We start from the raw sequence: 17,653 nt of genomic DNA on the forward strand, positions 1-17,653 counted from the left end.
TCCCGTGATGCTGCCGGACGCGCTGAGCGGGCGCTGGTACAACTCCCGCGCGTTCGACCTCGCTGACCCGTGGGCGGATTTCACCCCGAAAAGCACGGCGGTGGTGCTGGTCGACCTGATCAACTGGCAGGCGCATCGCGACGGGTTCAGCGCGCGGGTGGCTTCCGGGGACTACAAGACCGCGCGGTGCGAGAACGTCGTGCTCCCGGCACTGTCGCGGGTGCTGGCCGCGGCCCGGGACGCGGGCGCGGCGATCGTCCATTCGAGACTGGCCAGCCGGGCGGCGGATTGCGCGGACATCGTCCCGGCGTTGCGGGCGTATGTGCGGGCGGCGCAGGCGTGGGAAGGAAACTGGGCCGCGGAACCTCTCGACGGCCTTCACGCGCCGGGCGACCTGGTGGTCACGAAGTCCGGCTCGGGTGCGTTCGGCAGCTCGGATCTCGACCAGGTGCTGCGGAACCTCGGCGTGCGGACGGTGCTGTACGCGGGCGTAGTGACCGACCGGTGCGTCCTGCTCACCGCCGCGGGCGGGTTCGACCTCGGCTACCAGCAGTACCTGCTGACCGACTGCACGGCCGCCTCGACCGCCGCTGACCAAGCCGCGGCCGAGCGGCTGATCGGCGGATACCTGGCACGACCGGTTACCGCGACCGAGGCGGCCGGCGCTTTCGAAACGAGTTAAGGAGAGTCTTCGCATGCTCGACCGGCACGACCACCACATCGGCGGGTCCTCCGTGCGGTCCCATTCCGCAGGCAGGATCCCCGTCGTGAACCCGGCCACCGGGGAAACGTTCGCCTCGATCGCCGACGGAGACGCGACCGATGTGGACACCGCTGTGCGGGCTGCCGCTGAGGCCGGGAGTGCCTGGGCGGCTACCGAACCCGCTGAGCGCGCCGCGACCCTGCGCCGTCTAGCCGATGCTTTCGAGCGGCGCATTCCGGAGATGTCGGCGCTCGTCACCCGGCAGAACGGCACCCCGATCAGCCTGTCGACGGCGATGCAGACGCAAGTTCCGCTGAACTACCGGTACTTCGCGACGCTCGCGGAGAAACTCGCGGTGGAGGAACCGGTCGCCGCGTCGGTGGGCGATGCGTTCGTCCGACGGGAGCCGGTCGGGGTCGTGGGCGCGGTTACCCCCTGGAACGGCCCGCAGCCGTTGCTGGCGTGGAAGTTCGGCCCCGCGCTCGCGGCAGGCTGCACCACGGTGGTCAAACCGGCTCCGGAGACCTCGTTGGACGCTTTCCTGTTCGCGGACGTCGCGGCCGAGGCGGGCGTTCCGGCCGGGGTGCTGAACGTGGTGACCGGCGGGAGGGAAACCGGCGCCGCGCTGGTGAAGCATCCGCTGGTGCGGAAGGTCGCGTTCACCGGGTCCACCGTGGCGGGCAAGGCGATCGCGGAACGCTGCGGTCGCGACCTGAAGCGGGTCACGCTGGAACTGGGCGGGAAGTCCGCCGCGATCCTGCTCGACGACGTCGACCTGGACGCCTTCAAACCCTTCGTGGCTACCGCGTGTTCGCCGAACACCGGGCAGGTCTGCCGTTCGCTCACCCGGGTGCTGGCCCCGCGATCGCGCTACGACGAGGTGGTGGACGCGGTGCGCGCGGCGATGGCGGAGATCCCGCTCGGCGACCCGGCGGATCCGGCCAGCCTGTTCGGGCCGCTGGTCTCGCAGCGCCAGCGGGAGCGAGTCGAGACCTATGTGGAATTGGGCCGGGCGGAGGGCGCGAAGATCGTGCTCGGCGGAGGTCGCCCGGCGCGGTTCCCGCGCGGGTACTACGTGGAGCCGACGGTGTTTCGCGACGTCACCAACGACATGCGGATCGCCCGCGAGGAGATCTTCGGCCCGGTGCTCGTGGTGATCCCGTACATCGACGACGCCGAGGCGGTGGCCGTCGCGAACGATTCGGAGTACGGACTCGGCGGGGGAGTGTTCTCGCCGGACCGCGAACGCGCGACGGACGTCGCCCGCCGGGTGGTCACCGGAACCATCGGCGTGAACAGCGCGTCGTTCCCGATGGAGGCTCCGTTCGGCGGGGTGAAAAACAGCGGCGTGGGCCGGGAACTGGGGCCCGGAGCGCTGGACCCGTACCTGGAGCAGAAGACGATCTTCCGCGCCTGAGGGCTCGGGGACCAACGAAACCCGCTTGCGGCGGCGCATCAGGACTCGCGCATGGATCCAGGGACAGATCCTTCCTGGGAAAGAACGCGAACTGGTACGGCCGCGCGTCATCGGCGAGTGTGGATGGCAGACCGGGGAAACGCCCCGGCCCTGACAGAGGAGGGCTTGATGGCCACCGGCGCCGTCGAGCACGTCGAGTTCCGCAACCGCGACATGTACTGGGACATCGCGGCGGATCTCCACTTCCCACCGGACTTCGACGAGTCCGGGACCTACCCCGCGATCGTCGTCGCGCACCCGAATCGACCGGGACGGGCTCGAGGTCTGGCTGACACGCAGAGGGCACATCGTGAACAGCGAACGGCAGGAGGTCACCGAGGACCAGTTCGGCGAGGCGCGAATCAGGACCCGTACCTGGGCATCGGCAAGGAGCGCTACGAGGGCCCCGGTGCCTACCAGTTTGTTCGGTTCCTACGAGACGGCGCCTCGGATCGGTAGCGGTCCGAGCCGAACGCCCGGTTGTCGCCGCCCCGGCCGGTTTCTTCAGCGGTGCCCATGCTGATCCAGCCGCCCGGGCCGCCGCAGCCGGACTCGGCCTGGTGGCGTGGCCGGACGGGCTCCGCGACCACCGATTCGTCTGCACAGTCGGGGGCCAGCCGGGTCCTGTTCAACGGCGGTCCGCAGCTGCGGACGGCCCGCTCAGCCGCGGGTGCGACCGGACGATTTGGTCGATCGCGAGGACGACCTCGCGGACCCGTGCCAGCGACGTGAGGTCGCGCGGGGTGGTGATCCAGTAGGAGCGCCGGGCGCGGAGTTTCTCCGGGAGGACTTCGTCGAGCTGAGGGTCGTCCGCGCCGATGTAGGTCGGCAAGGGCACGATGCCGAGTCCCGCGCGGGCGGCCGCATGGTGGCCGGAGATGTTGTTGGTCTGAACCCTGGCGTGCGCGCGCGGCACGAGATCTTCCAGTATTCGCAACGGTTGCACGTCGAGGACGGCATCGATGTACCAGACGAGTTCGTGGCTGTCGCGGAGCTGTTCCACGGTCTCTGGCCGACCTTGCCGTTCGAGATAGCCGGGGGAAGCGTAGAAGCGCAGCTCGTAGTCGGTGAGGTGCCGGACGGACGCGGCTCGCGGGGTCGGGCGTTCCAAGGTGATCGCGACGTCGAAGTCGCGCGCGGTGATGATGTCGTGGGTCGTCGCGGTCAGGACTTCCAAGTCCAGGTGCGGGTGAGCGTCTACAAGGGACTGCAAGTGGGGTACGAGGACGTAGGCGCCGAAACCGTCCGGGGCCAGGATCCGCGCTGTCCCGGTCAGTTCGCCGGAACGCGACGTCACCGCTTCCAGCGCGCGCGACATGCTCAGCTCGATGGCCTCCGCATGGGGAAACAGGAGCCGTCCGGGCTCGGTGAGCCTCCAACCGTGCGGGTGGCGGTCGAACAGCCGTGTGCCGAGTTCTTTTTCGAGACGGCTGATGCGCCGCGAAACCGTGGTCTCGTCGACCTTCAGCCGGACGGCGGCGTCTCGCAGCCTGCTCGCACGCGCGACCTCGAGCAGGTACCGGAGATTCTCGATGTCCATCCGCGGAGTCTGCAATAGTGCAGGCTCGACTGCAAATTTGGCCGTTGACGGGTGCAGTTTTGCAGGAGAGGTTAGGGCCGCACGGAGCAGGCACCCCGACGGCCGACACGAAGGTTTCCTGATGAGCGTTGACATCCACATTTCTCCTGTTCTCCGCATCGGCGCCGGGAGCGTCGACACCGTTGGCGCGCTCGTGGCGTCGTTGGGCGCGCGCCGTCCGCTCGTCGTCACGGACGGGTTTCTGGCTTCGTCCGGGTTGGCGGACCGGGTGGCCGAGCGGCTGCGAGGTTCGGGCGCGGACGTCGAGATCTTCGCCGGCACCATCCCCGACCCCACCACTGAGTCCCTTGTGGACGGACTCTCCGCGGTCCGCGCGCACGCCGCCGACAGCATTGTCGCGGTCGGCGGCGGGAGCCCGATCGACACCGCCAAGGCGCTTGCGGTGCTTGCGGTCCGGGAAGGGCCGATGCGGGAGCTGAAGGCTCCGTACCGCTACGACGGCGAGGCGCTCCCGGTGGTCGCGGTCCCGACGACCGCGGGAACCGGGTCCGAGGCCACGATGTTCACGATCATCACCGACAGCGAATCCGGCGAAAAGATGCTGTGCGCCGGACGGGCGTACCTGCCGTCCGCGGCGATCGTGGACTACGAGCTGACGATGTCGATGCCGCCCCGGCTCACCGCGGACACCGGGATCGACGCGCTGACCCACGCCATCGAGGCGTACGTGAGCAAGAAGGCGAACGCGGTTTCGGACACGTTCGCACTCTCGGCGATTTCACGGATCGGCCGCTGGCTCCGGCCGGCGTACGCCGACGGTGCCGACGTGCGGGCCCGGGAAGAGCTGATGACCGCGGCGACGCTGGCAGGGATCGCGTTTTCGAATTCGAGCGTCGCGCTCGTCCACGGCATGAGCCGTCCGCTGGGCGCGCATTTCCACATCGCGCACGGCATGGCCAACGCCATGTTGTTCGCCGAGGTCACCGCTTTCTCCGTCACCGCAGCCGAGGAGCGATACGCGACGTGCGCCCGCACATTGGGGGTCGCCACCGACGACGACTCCGACGCCGCAGCCGCCGAGGCGCTCGTGCGCGAGCTGCGCCGGCTCGCGCAGGACCTGGAGGTGCCCACTCCGGCCGGCCGGGGCGTCGACCGGCAGGAGTGGGACGCCCTGGTCCCTGTCATGGCCGAGCAGGCACTGGCCTCCGGCTCGCCCGGAAACAACCCGAGGGTGCCGACCGCCGAGGAGATCGAGCAGCTCTACGCGGCCGTTTACGCCTGAGCACATTCCCTCCGTATCGCACAAAAGGAGAACCGAACATGCCCGAATCCGCTCCCACCCTGGTCCCGCACTGGATCGACGGGGCCGAACACCCCTCCGCCAGCGGACGCACCGCGCCGGTGTACGACCCCGCGCTCGGCCTCGAAGCCAAGCGGGTCGTGCTCGCGGACAAGGACGACGTCAACGCCGCAGTGGCCAGTGCCAAGGCTGCTTTCCCGGCATGGAGCAGGCTTTCGCTGGCCCGTCGGCAGGCGGTGCTGTTCACGTTCCGCGAACTGCTCGAAGCACGGAAGGGCGAACTGGCCGAGATCATCACCGCTGAGCACGGCAAGGTGCTCTCCGACGCGCTGGGCGAGATCACCCGGGGCCAGGAGGTGGTCGAATTCGCGACCGGGCTGGCGCACCACCTGAAGGGCGAGTTCTCCGAGCAGGTGTCCACCGACGTCGACGTCTACTCGACCCGGCACCCGCTCGGCGTGGTCGGCATCATCTCGCCGTTCAACTTCCCGGCGATGGTCCCGGCCTGGTTCTTCCCGATCGCGATCGCGGCCGGGAACACCGTCGTGCTCAAGCCGTCGGAGAAGGACCCGTCGGCAGCGCTCTGGATCGCGAAGCTGTGGAAGGAAGCCGGTCTGCCGGACGGTGTCTTCACCGTCCTCAACGGCGACAAGGAGGCCGTCGACGGACTGCTGGAACATCCCGACGTCAAGGCGATCAGCTTCGTCGGCTCCACGCCGATCGCCCGCTATGTCTACGAAAACGGCACCGCGAACGGCAAGCGGGTCCAGGCGCTCGGCGGGGCGAAGAACCACATGCTCGTCCTTCCCGACGCCGATCTCGACCTCACCGCCGACTCGGCGGTCAACGCCGGCTTCGGCTCGGCGGGCGAACGGTGCATGGCGATTTCCGTCGTCGTGGCGGTGGAACCGGTCGCGGACGACCTGATCGCGAAGATCGTCGAGCGGATCAAGACGCTGCGCACCGGCGACGGCCGCCGCGGCTGCGACATGGGCCCGCTGGTCACTCGCGAACACCGCGACAAGGTCGCGTCCTACATCGACGTCGCGACCGCGGACGGGGCGACGGTGGTGGTCGACGGCCGCGAGGTGAAACCGGACGGCGACGCGAACGGGTTCTGGCTCGGCCCCACCCTGATCGACCGGGTGCCGGTCACCTCACCCGTGTACACCGACGAGATCTTCGGGCCGGTGCTCGCCGTGGTCCGCGTGCCGTCGTACGAAGCCGGAGTGGACTTGATCAACTCGTCGGCGTTCGGCAACGGCACCGCCGTTTTCACCAACGACGGCGGGGCTGCGCGACGTTTCCAGAAGGACATCGAGGTCGGCATGATCGGCATCAACGTGCCGATCCCCGTCCCGGTCGCCACTTTCAGCTTCGGCGGCTGGAAGGACTCCCTCTTCGGAGACACCAAGGCGCACGGAGCCGAGGGAGTGCGGTTCTACACCCAGATCAAGGCCATCACCAGCCGCTGGCTCGATCCGTCGCACGGCGGCCTCAACCTGGGCTTTCCCGAGAACTGAGGGTTCCCTCCCGGCCGACGCCGACCCCGGCCGGGAGTCGGCACCGGTTCACCCGATGGGCTTGTGTCGCGAGCGTCCATAGGCTTCACTAGGGGGAAGTTGGAATTGGCATACGATCAACTTGTTCTAGGTGATCGTATGACGGAGAGAAGACCGCTCCTCTCTCGCAACTGGCACGAAAGGCACTGGCATGAGTCTTACTGGGAGGCGCGACGAGGCGTACTCCGCACCTGACGCGGGGTTCGCCTCTGACGGTCGCGCGCAGCAGGCGCCGGAACGCACTGGCCGGCTTCGCGGCACCATGGGCACGATCCAGCTGGCCTTCACCGTGCTGGCCATGTCGGCGCCGATCGGCAACGTCGTGGGCGTGCTGCCGCTGGGCATCACTCGCGGCAACGGCATCGGCTCGCCGACGATCTACATCTTCGTCGGCCTGATCTTCCTGCTCTTCGCGGTCGGGTTCACCACGATGACCCGCAACCTCCCCAGGGCAGGCGCGTTCTATACCTACATCACCGCCGGCCTGACCAGGCCGGTCGGCCTCGGCGCGGGCTTCCTCGCCGCCTTCACCTACCTGGTGCTGATGGTCGGCAGCTACGCCTTCTTCGGGGTGTCGGTGCAGAACGTGCTGACCCAGTTCGGGCTCCCGAACGTCCCGTGGTGGATCTGGGCCGTCGTGTGCTGCGTCATCATCACCGCGCTGGGGCACTTCAACGTCGAGATCTCCGGAAAGGTGCTCGCCGTCCTGATGGCGGTCGAGGTCGTCCTGGTCATGCTCTTCAACCTGCCGGTCCTCTTCAGCGGCGGACCGCACGGCTACCAGCTCGACTCCTTCCACCCCACCCAGGTCTTCTCCGGCGATCTCGGCGTCGCGGTCCTCTTCGCCATCGCCTGCTTCATGGGCTTCGAGTCGTCGGCGATCTACCGCGAAGAAGTGCGCAATCCCGACCGCACCATTCCCCGCGCGACCTACCTGGCGATCATCGGCCTCGGCACCTTCTACGTCCTGACGTCCTGGGCGCTCGTGACGTTCTGGAGCCCGGGCAAGGTCGTGGCCTCCGGAGCGGCCGATCCCACCCGGCTGTTCACCGGCGGCTTCCGCTACTACATGGGCTCGACCTTCACCCAGATCATGACGGTGCTCGTCGTGTCGAGCGTGTTCGCGGGCGCGCTCTCGACGCACAACGCGTTGTCCCGCTATCTTTTCTCCCTCGGACGCGACGGCATCATGCCCGCGTTCCTCGGCAAACCGCACCGCAAGCACGGCTCGCCCGCGAAGGCGTCCGCGTTCGCGACCGGGGCGGTCGTTCTCGTCTCGATCCCGTTCCTGGCCTCCCGTCTGGACCCGGTCACGATGTACTCCTCGATGTTCGCGCTGGGCACCTTCAGCCTGCTGGTCCTGTTCCTGCTGACCACGCTCGCCGTGCTCCGGTACTTCCGGCTGATCACCCACCGGGAGCGCGTGTGGAACACCGTCGTCGCGCCCGCGCTCGGTTTCCTGGGCCTGCTTCTCCTGCTGGTCCTCAGCTCGGTCTTCTACGCGATGTCCATCGGCGGTCCCCAGTGGCTGGCCGTCGGACAACAGCTGCTGCTGGCGGTGATCCTCGTCGTCGGGATCGTGCTGGGAAACCGGTGGCGGCGGACGCGGCCCGCGGCGTACGCGCGGATCGGCAGCGCCGAAGGGGACGACGTCGGCAGCCAGCTCACCGTCGAAGCGCTCCCGTCCCCCGTCCAGGAAGAGGTTTGAGGCATCCGTCGGGCTCTGCCTCATTCGGCTAGAAAGGTTCATCGTCGTGTTCCATCTCAAGGGCCGCAAGCAAACTGTCGCGCAGAGCGGTGACGCGGCGGCCTCCGTCGCCCAGACTGTCAGCGACGTGATCGCCGACATCGAAGAGCGCGGCGACGCCGCGCTGAGCGAGTACTCCGAGCGGTTCGACCGGTTCTGCCCGGAGTCGTTCCGCCTGAGCGACGAGCAGATCCAGGCGTGCATCGCCCAGGTAGACCCGCAGACCCTGGACGACATCCGCACCGTCCAGCGCAACGTCGAACGGTTCGCCCGGCTGCAGCTCGCGTCGCTGACCGAGTTCGAAGCGGAGGTCGAGCCCGGCGTTTTCCTCGGCCAGCGCAACATTCCGGTCGGATCCGTCGGCGCGTACGTGCCGGGCGGCCGGTATCCGCTGCTCGCCTCGGCACACATGACGATCGTGACGGCCAAGGTCGCCGGCGTGCAGCGGGTCATCGCCGCCACGCCCGCGCCGGACGGAGAGATCCCGGCCGCGAGCATCGCGGCGATCCACCTCGCCGGCGCCGACGAGATCTACCTGCTCGGCGGCGTCCAGGCGATCGCTGCCCTCGCGGTCGGCACTGAAACGATCGCTCCGGTCGACGTGATCGCCGGGCCGGGCAACGCCTACGTCGCCGACGCCAAGCGACAGCTGTTCGGCCGCGTGGGCATCGACCTGTTCGCCGGTCCGACCGAGGTGCTCATCCTCGGCGACGAGACCACGGATCCGTTCGTCGCCGCGGTGGACCTCCTGAGCCAGGCGGAGCACGGCCCGGATTCCCCGGCCGTGTACGTGACGACCTCCGAGGACAACGCGCACGCGGTGCTCGACCAGATCGAACGGCAGCTGAAGGTGCTGCCGACCGCGGAGATCGCGGGCGCGGCGTGGGAGAACGTCGGGGAGGTCGTCGTCGCCGAGGACCTGGACGAGGCTTTCCGGATCTCCGACGAGTACGCCAGCGAGCACGTCCAGGTGCTCACGAGCGAACCTCGCCTGGCGCTGGAGCGGCTGAGGGATTACGGTGCGCTCTTCCTCGGCGACCGGACCGCAGTGTCCTATGGGGACAAGGTCATCGGGACGAACCACGTGCTCCCGACGCGCCGTGCCGCCCGGTACACCGGCGGATTGTGGGTCGGAAAGTACCTGAAGACGGTGACGTTCCAGGAGATTCGGTCCGACGAAGCCAGCGCCCGGCTGGGTAAGCTCCTCGGACGAGCGGCGCGCGCCGAACGCTTCGAGGGACACGCCCGGTCCGGCGACATCCGTGCCGCGCGGGTGACCGGCGAGTGGCCTGAGTGGACGGCCGGGTTGCGTTGACGCCGCCGGACCGTGCTCGGCGCGGATGTGCAGAATCGAGGAGCGTTTCATGACAGACCCCGAATCCGGACTCGGCGGACGGCTGGCCGTCGACGGATCGATCGCGACCGAGGTGCTGATCGTCGGCTCCGGGCCGGGCGGATCGGCAGCCGCGCACGCGTTCGCCGGGTCGGGTCTCGACGTTCTGGTGGCCGAACGCGGCTCGCATCTGCCGAGCGTGCCGCGCGACGAGATCGTCACCGCGATGCACGTCGACAAGCGGTACGCGAACACCGAGAAGTGGTACGACGCGTCCGACGGCAAGCCGTTCACGCCCGGCACCTATTACTACGTGGGCGGCAACACCAAGTTCTACGGCGCCGCGCTGCCCCGGTTCCGTCGGCAGGACTTCGAGCGCACTCCGATGCAGGAGGGGTTCTCGCAGGGCTGGCCGTTCGGCTACGCGGAAATGGAGCCGTACTACACGCGGGCGGAGAAGCTCTACCGCGTGCACGGCCGGCTCGACGAGGACCCGACGGAACCCGAGCACAGCGAGGACTTCCCGTTTCCCGCTCTCGAGCACGAACCCGACATCGAACGGTTCGCGGCCTCGCTGCGGGCGCAGGGGCTGCACCCGTACCACACGGCCAACGGGCTTGAGGTGACCAGCCAGGCCGAACGCGAGGAGGAACGCGCCTCCGACGGCACGCCGAGCTTCGCCGACCGCAAGAGCGACGCGTGGAACCGCCTGCTCAAACCGGCGCTCGACGCGGACGAGCGGATCCAGCTGCTCACCGAGCTGCGGATCACCCGCCTCATCGCCGCGAAGGACGGGAGGCGGCTCGTGGCCGCCGAAGGCACGTACCGCGGCAAGCCGGTGACCATCCACGCGGAGCGCATCATCCTCGCGGCGGGCGCGGCGAACACGGCTGCTCTGCTGCTGCGTTCAGGCGTCGCCAATTCCTCGGATCTGGTAGGCCGCAACTACATGGTCCACAACACCACGTTCCTCGTCGGCGTGCATCCCTTGCGGCGCAACCGGACCGCCTGGCAGAAGACGATCGGCGTCAACGACTGGTACCTCGCCGGCGACGATCGTCCGCCGCTGGGGAACATGCAAATGCTGGGGAAGCTCAGCGCCGAAACGCTCAAGGGCTTTTTCCCCCTCCTGCCGCGGTTCCTGCTGAAATGGGTCACCGACCGCAGCATCGATCTGTGCCTCATTTCCGAGGACGTCGCCGATCCGGGCAACCGGGTCACTGCCGACGGCGAGCGCATCGTCGTCCGATGGAAACGCAACAACCTCGCGGCGCACCAGCACCTGGTCGGCAACGTTCGCAAGGCGGTCCGCAAAGCCGGGTTCCCGTTCGTGCTCACCAGGCTGATGGGAATCGCGACGAATTCGCACATGTGCGGAACGACGGCGGCCGGCACCGACCCGGCCTCGTCGGTGGTCGACGAGAACTGCCGCGCGCACGACCTGGACAACCTCTGGATCGTGGACAGCTCGGTCTTCCCGTCGTCAGCGGCCTCCAACCCAGTCCTCACCATCTCGGCCAACGCGTTGCGCGTGGCCGACAAGATCCGCGCGGCGCTCGCGCCCTGACCGGCACCGCCCGCGCCCCCTTTCCTCAGGAGAACACGAGATGTCAGAGAACACGTTGACCGGCGGCCAGATGATCGTCGACGGGTTGATCCGCCAGGGCGTGGAAGTGGTCTTCGCCGTGCCCGGCCACGGCAACACCGCGCTGCTCGACGCGTTCGTGGACCGCGAAGACGAGATCACCGTCATCCAGGCCATGCACGAGCAAGGCGCTTCGCACATGGCGGACGGGTACTACCGCGCATCCGGGAAGATCGCCGCGGTCTGCACGTCGATCGGCCCAGGCGCTACGAACACCGTGACCGGCATCGCCACCGCGTTCTCCGATTCGCAGCCGCAGATCGTGCTGACCGGATCGGTGCACACCTACCTCGAGAACCGCGGCGTGCTACAGGAAATCGACCGGCCGCACGGTTCGAACTGGGGCGCGGTCATCGAGCCGATCGTGAAGCGATGGTGGCGTCCGGTGACGCTCGGCCAGATCCCGCGCGTGATCTCGCAGGCGTTCACCACCCTGCGCGAAGGACGCCGCGGCCCAGTGCTGCTCGATGTGCCACAGGACTTGCAGGCGGAAGCCGGAAACTACGAACCGGTCGAGGGTGCGCCGATCGACCTTCCCCGGCCCACCGGCGACATCGAGGCCGTGCGGCAGGCGGCCGAGCTGCTGCGGTCCGCGAAACGGCCGGTGGTCCTGGCCGGGGGCGGTGTGATCGCCGCAGAAGCGAGCAGAGAACTCATCGCGGTCGCGGAACGGCTCGGCGCCCCGGTCACCCACACGTTCATGGGCAAGGGCGCGGTTCCCGCGGACCACGACCTCTACGCGTGGCCGTGCGGCGACCTCGGCTCGATCCCCGGCAACGGCGTGACGAAGCGGGCGGACGTCATCCTCGCGGTGGGCACGCGGTTCAGCGACCGGATCACCTCGTCCTACCGCAAGGGCGTCACGTTCACCTTCCCGGAAACGAAGCTCGTCCACATCGACATCGACGCCTTCGAGATCGGCCGCAACTACAAGGCCGACGTGGGGATCGTCGGGGACGCCAAGTCCACGCTCGCGACGCTCGCCGCGGAACTCGGCGCCGCCGAAGGGGATTACCGGGAGACCGCCTACTTCGCGGAACTGCAGTTCCTGAAGAAGGAATGGGAGGAGTACCTGCGGCCCGCACGCGAGGCCGACGTGCGGCCGGTCACCAACTCCCGCGCCATGGTCCAAATCCGGGAAGCGCTGCCGCGCGACGCGGTCTGGGTCACCGACTCCAGCAACCCGGCGAACGGCGCCTTCAACGAGTTCCCGATCTTCGAGCCGAGGACCAACATCGTCGCCGGCGGTTTCTCCGGCATCGGATTCGGGCTGCCCGCCGCGATCGGCGCCCAGATCGGCGCACCCGGCCAGCAGGTGGTCGCCTACATCGGCGACGGCAGCCTGCTGCAGACCGGAACCGAACTGGCGGTCGCCGCCCAGCTCGGCGTCCCGGTCCTCGTGATCGTGATGAACAACGGCGGCTGGGAGGCGATCAAGGACCTGCAGAGCAACCTCTTCGGCGAGGACCGCGACATCATCACGCAGTGGAAGACCCCGGACGGCAAACCGTATTTCGCCGACGTGGTCGGCTTCGCCGAGTCACTGGGCGTGCCCGGCGAGCGGGTCGAGGATCCCGACGGCGTCCGCGCGGCGGTCGAGCGGGGACTCGCCGCCACCGGGCCGTACGTGGTGGAGGTGTTGAGCGCGAACGCCTTGCCCTGGAGCAAGCTGCACGAGACGGGATGGTGGGACATCACGGTGCCGGCCTACCTCGGGGCGAAGCGCGACGCGTACGTGGCCGGCCGCGGCTTCTGAAGCTTTCCATCGACGGGAGAACGATCATGACACGCGTGCTCTACCTCTACGGAGGATGGCCGGGCCACAACCCGTACGGCGTGGGCGAATGGGCGACTGCCACCCTGGAGGGGCTCGGCTTCGACGTCGAAGAGTCGAACGACATCTTCGCGCTCGACCAGGATCTCACCGGCTACGACCTGATCGTCAACAACTGGAACAACGCCCTGCTGAGCGAGACATTGACACCCTCGCAAGAGTCGCACTTGCTGGGCGCGGTCGAAGCAGGAACCGGATTCGTGGCGTGGCACGGCGGCGGCGCGGCGTTCCGCGGCAGCGTGATGTACCACCTGATGCTCGGCGCGGATGTCTTCTACCACCCGGCGGGGGAGGGGGTGCGCCATCCGTATCCGTTGTACGTCGTCGACGGCGAGCACCCGGTCACCGCCGGCGTGACGGACTTCGACGCGGCGAGCGAGCAGTACTACATGAACGTCGACCCGAGGAATCACGTGCTGCTGGAGACCGTTTTCGACGGCGAGCACATGCCTTGGCTGGCCGGGCAGCGGATGCCGCAGGCGTGGACGAAGGAGTGGGGAGCGGGGCGCGTCTTCTACAGCGCGCTGGGCCACTACCTGGAAGATTTGACCGCGCCGCCGGTCGAACGCCTCATGCGGCAAGCATTCCAGTGGGCCCGGCGGGACCGCTGACCCGCGGCTACGCGACCTCGACGCTTTCGTTGACCCCCAAGAAGTTCCGGATCGCGGTCTCGTCGGCGCCGGGGAGCAGCGAGACCGTCGGCAGCGCGGCGGCGTGCCCGAGCAGCGTACGGACGGCCAGCAGCGCGATTTCCCGGGTCGCGGACGACAACGGCTGGTCCGGCCGCTTGATCAACGCCAAGGTGTCGTACAGCGGCTCCGCGAAGGGGCGGACGGTGAGGCCGCGGGATTCCACCTGGGAGCGCAAGGCCGCGCCGCACACGACGGTGCCGCCGAAACCCTCTGCGACCAGATCCAGCGCGTCCGTCAGATACTCCACTTCGATGTGCGGCTCGACAGCCAGACCCGCCACGGCGGCACGGTGCGCGAGCTGCCGCCGGGCCGGATCGAGGTCGCGGTAGTGGGCGTCGTAGAGGACCAGCGGCCGGCGGCAGAAGTCGGCGATGGCCATCGGCTCGCCGGAATCGGCACTGTCGGAGGACGCGTAGAACACCTCGTCGCGCGCGACTTGCAGGATGCCGAGGTCGTCCTCGTCGATGGGCAGCGTGACCAGCCCGGCCTCGAGGTCGAGGTTGCGGACGTCCTCGCCGGTCTCGGAACTGTTCTGGCCGACCAGGCGCAGCCGGACGTTCGGGTAGGTGCGGTGAAAGGTCGCCGCCAAATCGGACCCGATGTAGTACGGGCTGTTGCGAAGCAGCCCGAACGCGGCGCTGCCGCCTTCGAGCGTCTTCAGGGACCGGACGGCGGCCGCGCCGTTGTGAGCGGCTTCGATGGCATGTTTCGCGTACGGGTACAGCTCCTGGCCGGCCGCAGTGAGCTTCAAGGCCCGCCGATGCCGGACGAAGAGCACCTCGCCGAGTTCGGACTCCAACCGCTGGATGAGGTCCGAGACGCCCGGCTGGGTAAGGCCGAGCTCCTTGGCTGCCGCGGTGAACGACCTGAGACGCACCGCGCACGCGAACGCCATCAACTGGTTGAGAGTCATGAGTCAATCTTATGGATTTGGCCCGTAATCGCCAGTACTGAGGTGGGTCGGTCATGGGAAGCGCAGGAAACCCCGGCAACCGAGCTCCGCAGTGCGACCGGAAGCGATGGCCCGGAACCCGCACGACAGCAGCTCTCGGGCGCGGACTGGTCTGGCGGTGGATGGCAAGCGGCCGCCCCTGCCTGAGCGTCCGCGACTCGCGACACGCGACCCGAGGCGCAAAGCGGAACTCGGAGTCGCTGGAGGCGAGGAGAAGCCGTCGAGGCGGCTCGAGCCGGGCAGGTCGCGATGACCGAGACCTGGGCCGGGGCCGGCACGGACGAGTCAGTTCGGCTTTACCGGGATGTACGTGTCGGCGACGTCCAGCCCGCGAAGAAGAGGAGCAACGAGTCGCTCGGCTATTTCGCGCGGGGTCTCGACGAGCTGACCAGTGGATGCAGAGGTCACGCGCACGTAGTCATCTCTGCTGTACGGATGCGCGTACCAGCCCATTCCGGGACTCATCTTGTCGGCCGCAAGTACGTTGCGCATCCGGTCGACGCGGAGCCCCAGTCGCCACTGACCCTGGTAAGCAGCGTGCTCGTCACCCAATTGCCCAGCTAGCGCCAGGAACGTGTGCGTGAGCCCCAGAACGACCGCCGGCACCACGACGGGTGCTGGGTCGCTGGGAGGATAGCTCTGCTTCTGCCACGGGAACGTGCCGCGACCGCAGGTGAGACGCAGGCCGCCATCCTCTCGGACGACGAGGTCCACTAAAGACGGTTCGTAGGTTTCGTAAGTCGGGCTGTAGGTGGTGAACGCGTGGCCATCGGCTCGAGTGATCCGGTTCGGGACTGTAAGACGTTCGGTGTAACTCCCGATGATGGAAGTGCACCTGATGACCGACATGTTGTCCGGTGTGGAGAACGCTGAGGGCTCGAAGCCCGAGACGGGTTGGGACGGCCTGGATGGCCAGCTCGTCGAGCGGTTGGTGAGTCGTGCCAGGGCTGGTGGGTTGAAGCTGACCGGTGAGGGCGGGGTGCTGCAGCAGGTGACCAAGCGGATGCTGGAGTCCGCGGTGGACGGCGAGATCACCGATCACTGGGGTTATGACAAGCACGACCCGGCCGGCCGCGGGACCGGCAACTGACGGAACGGCGCCCGCTCCAAGACTGTCCTGACCGACGTCGGGCCGGTGAAGGTCGACGTGCCGCGGGACCGGGACGCGAGCTTCGAGCCGAAGATCGTGGCGAAGCGGCAGAAGTGCTTGACCGGGGTCGACGAGATGGTGATCTCCTTGGCTGCCAAGGGATTGACCACCGGGGAGAGCTCCGCTCACCTGCCCGAGGTCTATGGTGTCGCGGCAGACCATTTCCCCCATCACCGGCAAGGTGGTCGAGGGCATGGTCGAGTGGCAGAACCGGCCGCCGGACCCGGTCTATCCGGTGATCTTCATCGACGCGATCCACGTGAAGATCCGCGACGGGCAGGTCGCCAACCGGCCGATCTGCGTCGCGTTGGCGGTGACCTGCGAGGGCCGCCGCGACATTCTCGGCTTGTGGGCCGGCGACGGCGGCGAGGGAGCCGAGTACTGGCTGCATGTGCTCACCGAGTCGAAGAACCGTGGCGTGGCCGATGTGCTCATGGTCGTCTGCGACGGCCTGACCGGCCTGCCCGACGCGATCAACACCGTCTGACCGGCCACGATCACTCAGACCTGCGTGGTGCGTTTGCTGCGCAACAGCTTCCGCTACGCGGGCCGTCAGCACTGGGACGCGATCGCCAAGGCCCTCAAACCGGTCTGCACCGCGCCGGCCGAGGCCGCCGCGCGCGAGCGGTGCGCCGAGTTCGCCGAGACCTGGGGCGCCCGGTATCCGGCGATCGTGCGGTTACGGGACACCACCTGGCCCGAGTTCGTGCCGTTCCTCGCGTTCGACCCGGAGAACCGCCGGGTGATCTGCTCCACCAACGCCATCGAGAGCGTCAACGCCCGCATCCGCCGCACCGTGAAAGCCCGCGGCCACTTCCGCAGGCGAGCAAGCCGCGCTCAAGTGCGTCTACATGGCGATCACGAGCCCCGACCCCACCGGCACCGGCCGCAAACGCCGGACCATACGCCGGAAACCCGCCTCGAACGCCTTCGAGATCGCCTTCAACGGCCGCCTGGCCGCCGGACACAAGTAGTTCCCCTTCAACCCGAGTTACACCGCTCGTTTGACAGACCCCGGCGCTGGCTGGGGCACGCGCTGGTTGGCCAGTGCGGCGTCGGTGGTGAGCTGGGCAGTGGACATGCCGGGTTTCTGCTTGGGCGCGGCTCCTGCGGAAGAAGCGGTGCTGGGAGAGGTGAGGTTGTTGGTGTAGAGGAACTTGTCGCAGGCGGCGACGAAGGGCTGGGGTGTTTTGCGTTTGCCGAATCCGTACGCGGTGAGGCCGGATCCGCGCGGGCGTGCGGCGAGGCGGGTGAAGTCTCTGTCGCTGGATGTCGGCGGACAGTGAAAGATCCCCATCGGCGGCCAGCCATCGCCCCGCTCGTGGCCGGGGAGTTCCCCGCGGACGGCCAGGCATCTCCCCGGTGACGTGTCCGTTTCGTCGTGCGGCAAGGCTCGCGCGATGTGAAGACCAGCAGGGAGATCCTCGAGGCGTATGACCTCACGGGGAGCTACCGGGCAGCGGCGGCGCTGGCCGGGTGCGACCACCACACGGTGGCGCGGTATGTCGCGTTGCGGGCTGCCGGGGACAGCCCGGTCGAGCGGGAACACCGGGCGCGGCCGATCGACGAGTACCTGCCGAAAATCGAGGAGCTGGTGGTGCGCTCCAACGGCAAGGTCCGCGCGGACGTGGTCCACAAGCGGTACTAGTGTCCTGCGCCGGAAATTCGTCGGCAGAAGTTCGCCAGTGACTCAAGGATCTCTGCGGCGGTCTTGGTCCAGATGAAGGGCCTGGGGTTTT

At 68.3% G+C, this 17,653-nt stretch carries 13 protein-coding genes and 2 pseudogenes; 11 read left to right on the forward strand and 4 right to left on the reverse strand.

Features of this window, described 5'->3' with window-relative positions; all coding sequences use genetic code 11:
* The first annotated feature begins 7 nt into the window (after positions 1-7).
* Together BM362_RS25155 and BM362_RS25160 are read left to right on the forward strand one after the other, a co-directional pair.
* Positions 8-682 carry a cysteine hydrolase family protein gene (locus BM362_RS25155; RefSeq protein ID WP_093574761.1) on the forward strand — a complete coding sequence of 225 codons (675 nt, stop codon included), beginning with the start codon at positions 8-10 and terminating at the stop codon, positions 680-682.
* 13 nt (positions 683-695) lie between these two features.
* Entirely contained in the window at positions 696-2,120 is a 1,425-nt protein-coding gene (locus BM362_RS25160) for an aldehyde dehydrogenase (RefSeq protein ID WP_093574762.1), read from the forward strand.
* Positions 2,121-2,787: 667 nt separating this feature from the next.
* On the opposite strand, the gene BM362_RS25170 is transcribed toward BM362_RS25160, so the two are convergent.
* Complete coding sequence (locus BM362_RS25170) at positions 2,788-3,699, reverse strand: LysR family transcriptional regulator (protein WP_093574764.1); 912 nt, start codon at positions 3,697-3,699, stop codon at positions 2,788-2,790.
* 121 nt (positions 3,700-3,820) lie between these two features.
* Between BM362_RS25170 and BM362_RS25175 the strand changes: the two genes are divergently transcribed.
* From BM362_RS25175 to BM362_RS25205, 7 genes are all read left to right on the forward strand, one after another.
* Positions 3,821-4,981, forward strand: a complete 1,161-nt coding sequence (locus tag BM362_RS25175) for an iron-containing alcohol dehydrogenase (protein ID WP_093574765.1) — start codon at positions 3,821-3,823, stop codon at positions 4,979-4,981.
* Positions 4,982-5,019: 38 nt separating this feature from the next.
* The gene (locus BM362_RS25180; RefSeq protein ID WP_093574766.1) at positions 5,020-6,522 is read left to right on the forward strand and encodes a CoA-acylating methylmalonate-semialdehyde dehydrogenase; all 1,503 of its coding nucleotides are present in this window, start codon (positions 5,020-5,022) and stop codon (positions 6,520-6,522) included.
* Positions 6,523-6,712: 190 nt separating this feature from the next.
* Positions 6,713-8,269 (forward strand): APC family permease, encoded by a 1,557-nt coding sequence (locus tag BM362_RS25185; protein ID WP_093574767.1) that lies wholly within the window; start codon positions 6,713-6,715, stop codon positions 8,267-8,269.
* Positions 8,270-8,315: 46 nt separating this feature from the next.
* Complete coding sequence (hisD, locus tag BM362_RS25190) at positions 8,316-9,623, forward strand: histidinol dehydrogenase (protein WP_093574768.1); 1,308 nt, start codon at positions 8,316-8,318, stop codon at positions 9,621-9,623.
* 49 nt (positions 9,624-9,672) lie between these two features.
* On the forward strand, positions 9,673-11,208 hold the full coding sequence (locus tag BM362_RS25195) for a GMC oxidoreductase (RefSeq protein ID WP_208865326.1): 1,536 nt from the start codon (positions 9,673-9,675) through the stop codon (positions 11,206-11,208).
* A gap of 40 nt (positions 11,209-11,248) precedes the next feature.
* Positions 11,249-13,042, forward strand: a complete 1,794-nt coding sequence (locus BM362_RS25200) for a thiamine pyrophosphate-binding protein (RefSeq protein ID WP_093574770.1) — start codon at positions 11,249-11,251, stop codon at positions 13,040-13,042.
* A 26-nt stretch (positions 13,043-13,068) separates the two neighbouring features.
* A complete protein-coding gene (locus tag BM362_RS25205) occupies positions 13,069-13,731 on the forward strand; it encodes a ThuA domain-containing protein (protein ID WP_067591292.1) in 663 nt (220 codons plus the stop codon).
* A gap of 7 nt (positions 13,732-13,738) precedes the next feature.
* Here the strand turns inward: BM362_RS25205 and BM362_RS25210 are convergent, their stop codons facing one another.
* Together BM362_RS25210 and BM362_RS25215 are read right to left on the reverse strand one after the other, a co-directional pair.
* The gene (locus tag BM362_RS25210; protein WP_093574771.1) at positions 13,739-14,725 is read right to left on the reverse strand and encodes a LysR family transcriptional regulator; all 987 of its coding nucleotides are present in this window, start codon (positions 14,723-14,725) and stop codon (positions 13,739-13,741) included.
* A gap of 324 nt (positions 14,726-15,049) precedes the next feature.
* Positions 15,050-15,613, reverse strand: coding sequence for a hypothetical protein (locus BM362_RS25215; RefSeq protein ID WP_143132483.1), 564 nt, complete (start codon positions 15,611-15,613; stop codon positions 15,050-15,052).
* Between BM362_RS25215 and BM362_RS25220 the strand changes: the two are divergent.
* Positions 15,603-16,888, forward strand: a pseudogene (locus BM362_RS25220) (IS256 family transposase). The gene BM362_RS25215 and the pseudogene BM362_RS25220 sit on opposite strands and share 11 nt — an antisense overlap.
* A 17-nt stretch (positions 16,889-16,905) precedes the next feature.
* Here BM362_RS25220 and BM362_RS48355 read toward each other — a convergent pair.
* On the reverse strand, positions 16,906-17,304 hold the full coding sequence (locus BM362_RS48355) for an NYN domain-containing protein (protein WP_208865327.1): 399 nt from the start codon (positions 17,302-17,304) through the stop codon (positions 16,906-16,908).
* A 12-nt stretch (positions 17,305-17,316) separates the two neighbouring features.
* Between BM362_RS48355 and BM362_RS25230 the strand changes: the two are divergent.
* A pseudogene (locus tag BM362_RS25230) lies at positions 17,317-17,556 on the forward strand (IS21 family transposase); the annotation flags it as partial.
* Positions 17,557-17,653 lie beyond the last annotated feature (97 nt).

Origin of the sequence: Amycolatopsis rubida (assembly GCF_900115345.1) — a bacterium.
GTDB classification, from domain to species: Bacteria; Actinomycetota; Actinomycetes; order Mycobacteriales; family Pseudonocardiaceae; genus Amycolatopsis; species Amycolatopsis rubida.

Bases quoted from the DNA above. Each gene is read 5' to 3' on its own strand.
- BM362_RS25155 (WP_093574761.1), top strand. From the start codon at position 8: ATGCTGCCGGACGCGCTGAGCGGGCGCTGGTACAACTCCCGCGCGTTC.
- BM362_RS25160 (WP_093574762.1), top strand. From the start codon at position 696: ATGCTCGACCGGCACGACCACCACATCGGCGGGTCCTCCGTGCGGTCC.
- BM362_RS25170 (WP_093574764.1), bottom strand. From the start codon at position 3,699: ATGGACATCGAGAATCTCCGGTACCTGCTCGAGGTCGCGCGTGCGAGC.
- BM362_RS25175 (WP_093574765.1), top strand. From the start codon at position 3,821: ATGAGCGTTGACATCCACATTTCTCCTGTTCTCCGCATCGGCGCCGGG.
- BM362_RS25180 (WP_093574766.1), top strand. From the start codon at position 5,020: ATGCCCGAATCCGCTCCCACCCTGGTCCCGCACTGGATCGACGGGGCC.
- BM362_RS25185 (WP_093574767.1), top strand. From the start codon at position 6,713: ATGAGTCTTACTGGGAGGCGCGACGAGGCGTACTCCGCACCTGACGCG.
- BM362_RS25195 (WP_208865326.1), top strand. From the start codon at position 9,673: ATGACAGACCCCGAATCCGGACTCGGCGGACGGCTGGCCGTCGACGGA.
- BM362_RS25200 (WP_093574770.1), top strand. From the start codon at position 11,249: ATGTCAGAGAACACGTTGACCGGCGGCCAGATGATCGTCGACGGGTTG.
- BM362_RS25205 (WP_067591292.1), top strand. From the start codon at position 13,069: ATGACACGCGTGCTCTACCTCTACGGAGGATGGCCGGGCCACAACCCG.
- BM362_RS25210 (WP_093574771.1), bottom strand. From the start codon at position 14,725: ATGACTCTCAACCAGTTGATGGCGTTCGCGTGCGCGGTGCGTCTCAGG.
- BM362_RS25215 (WP_143132483.1), bottom strand. From the start codon at position 15,613: ATGTCGGTCATCAGGTGCACTTCCATCATCGGGAGTTACACCGAACGT.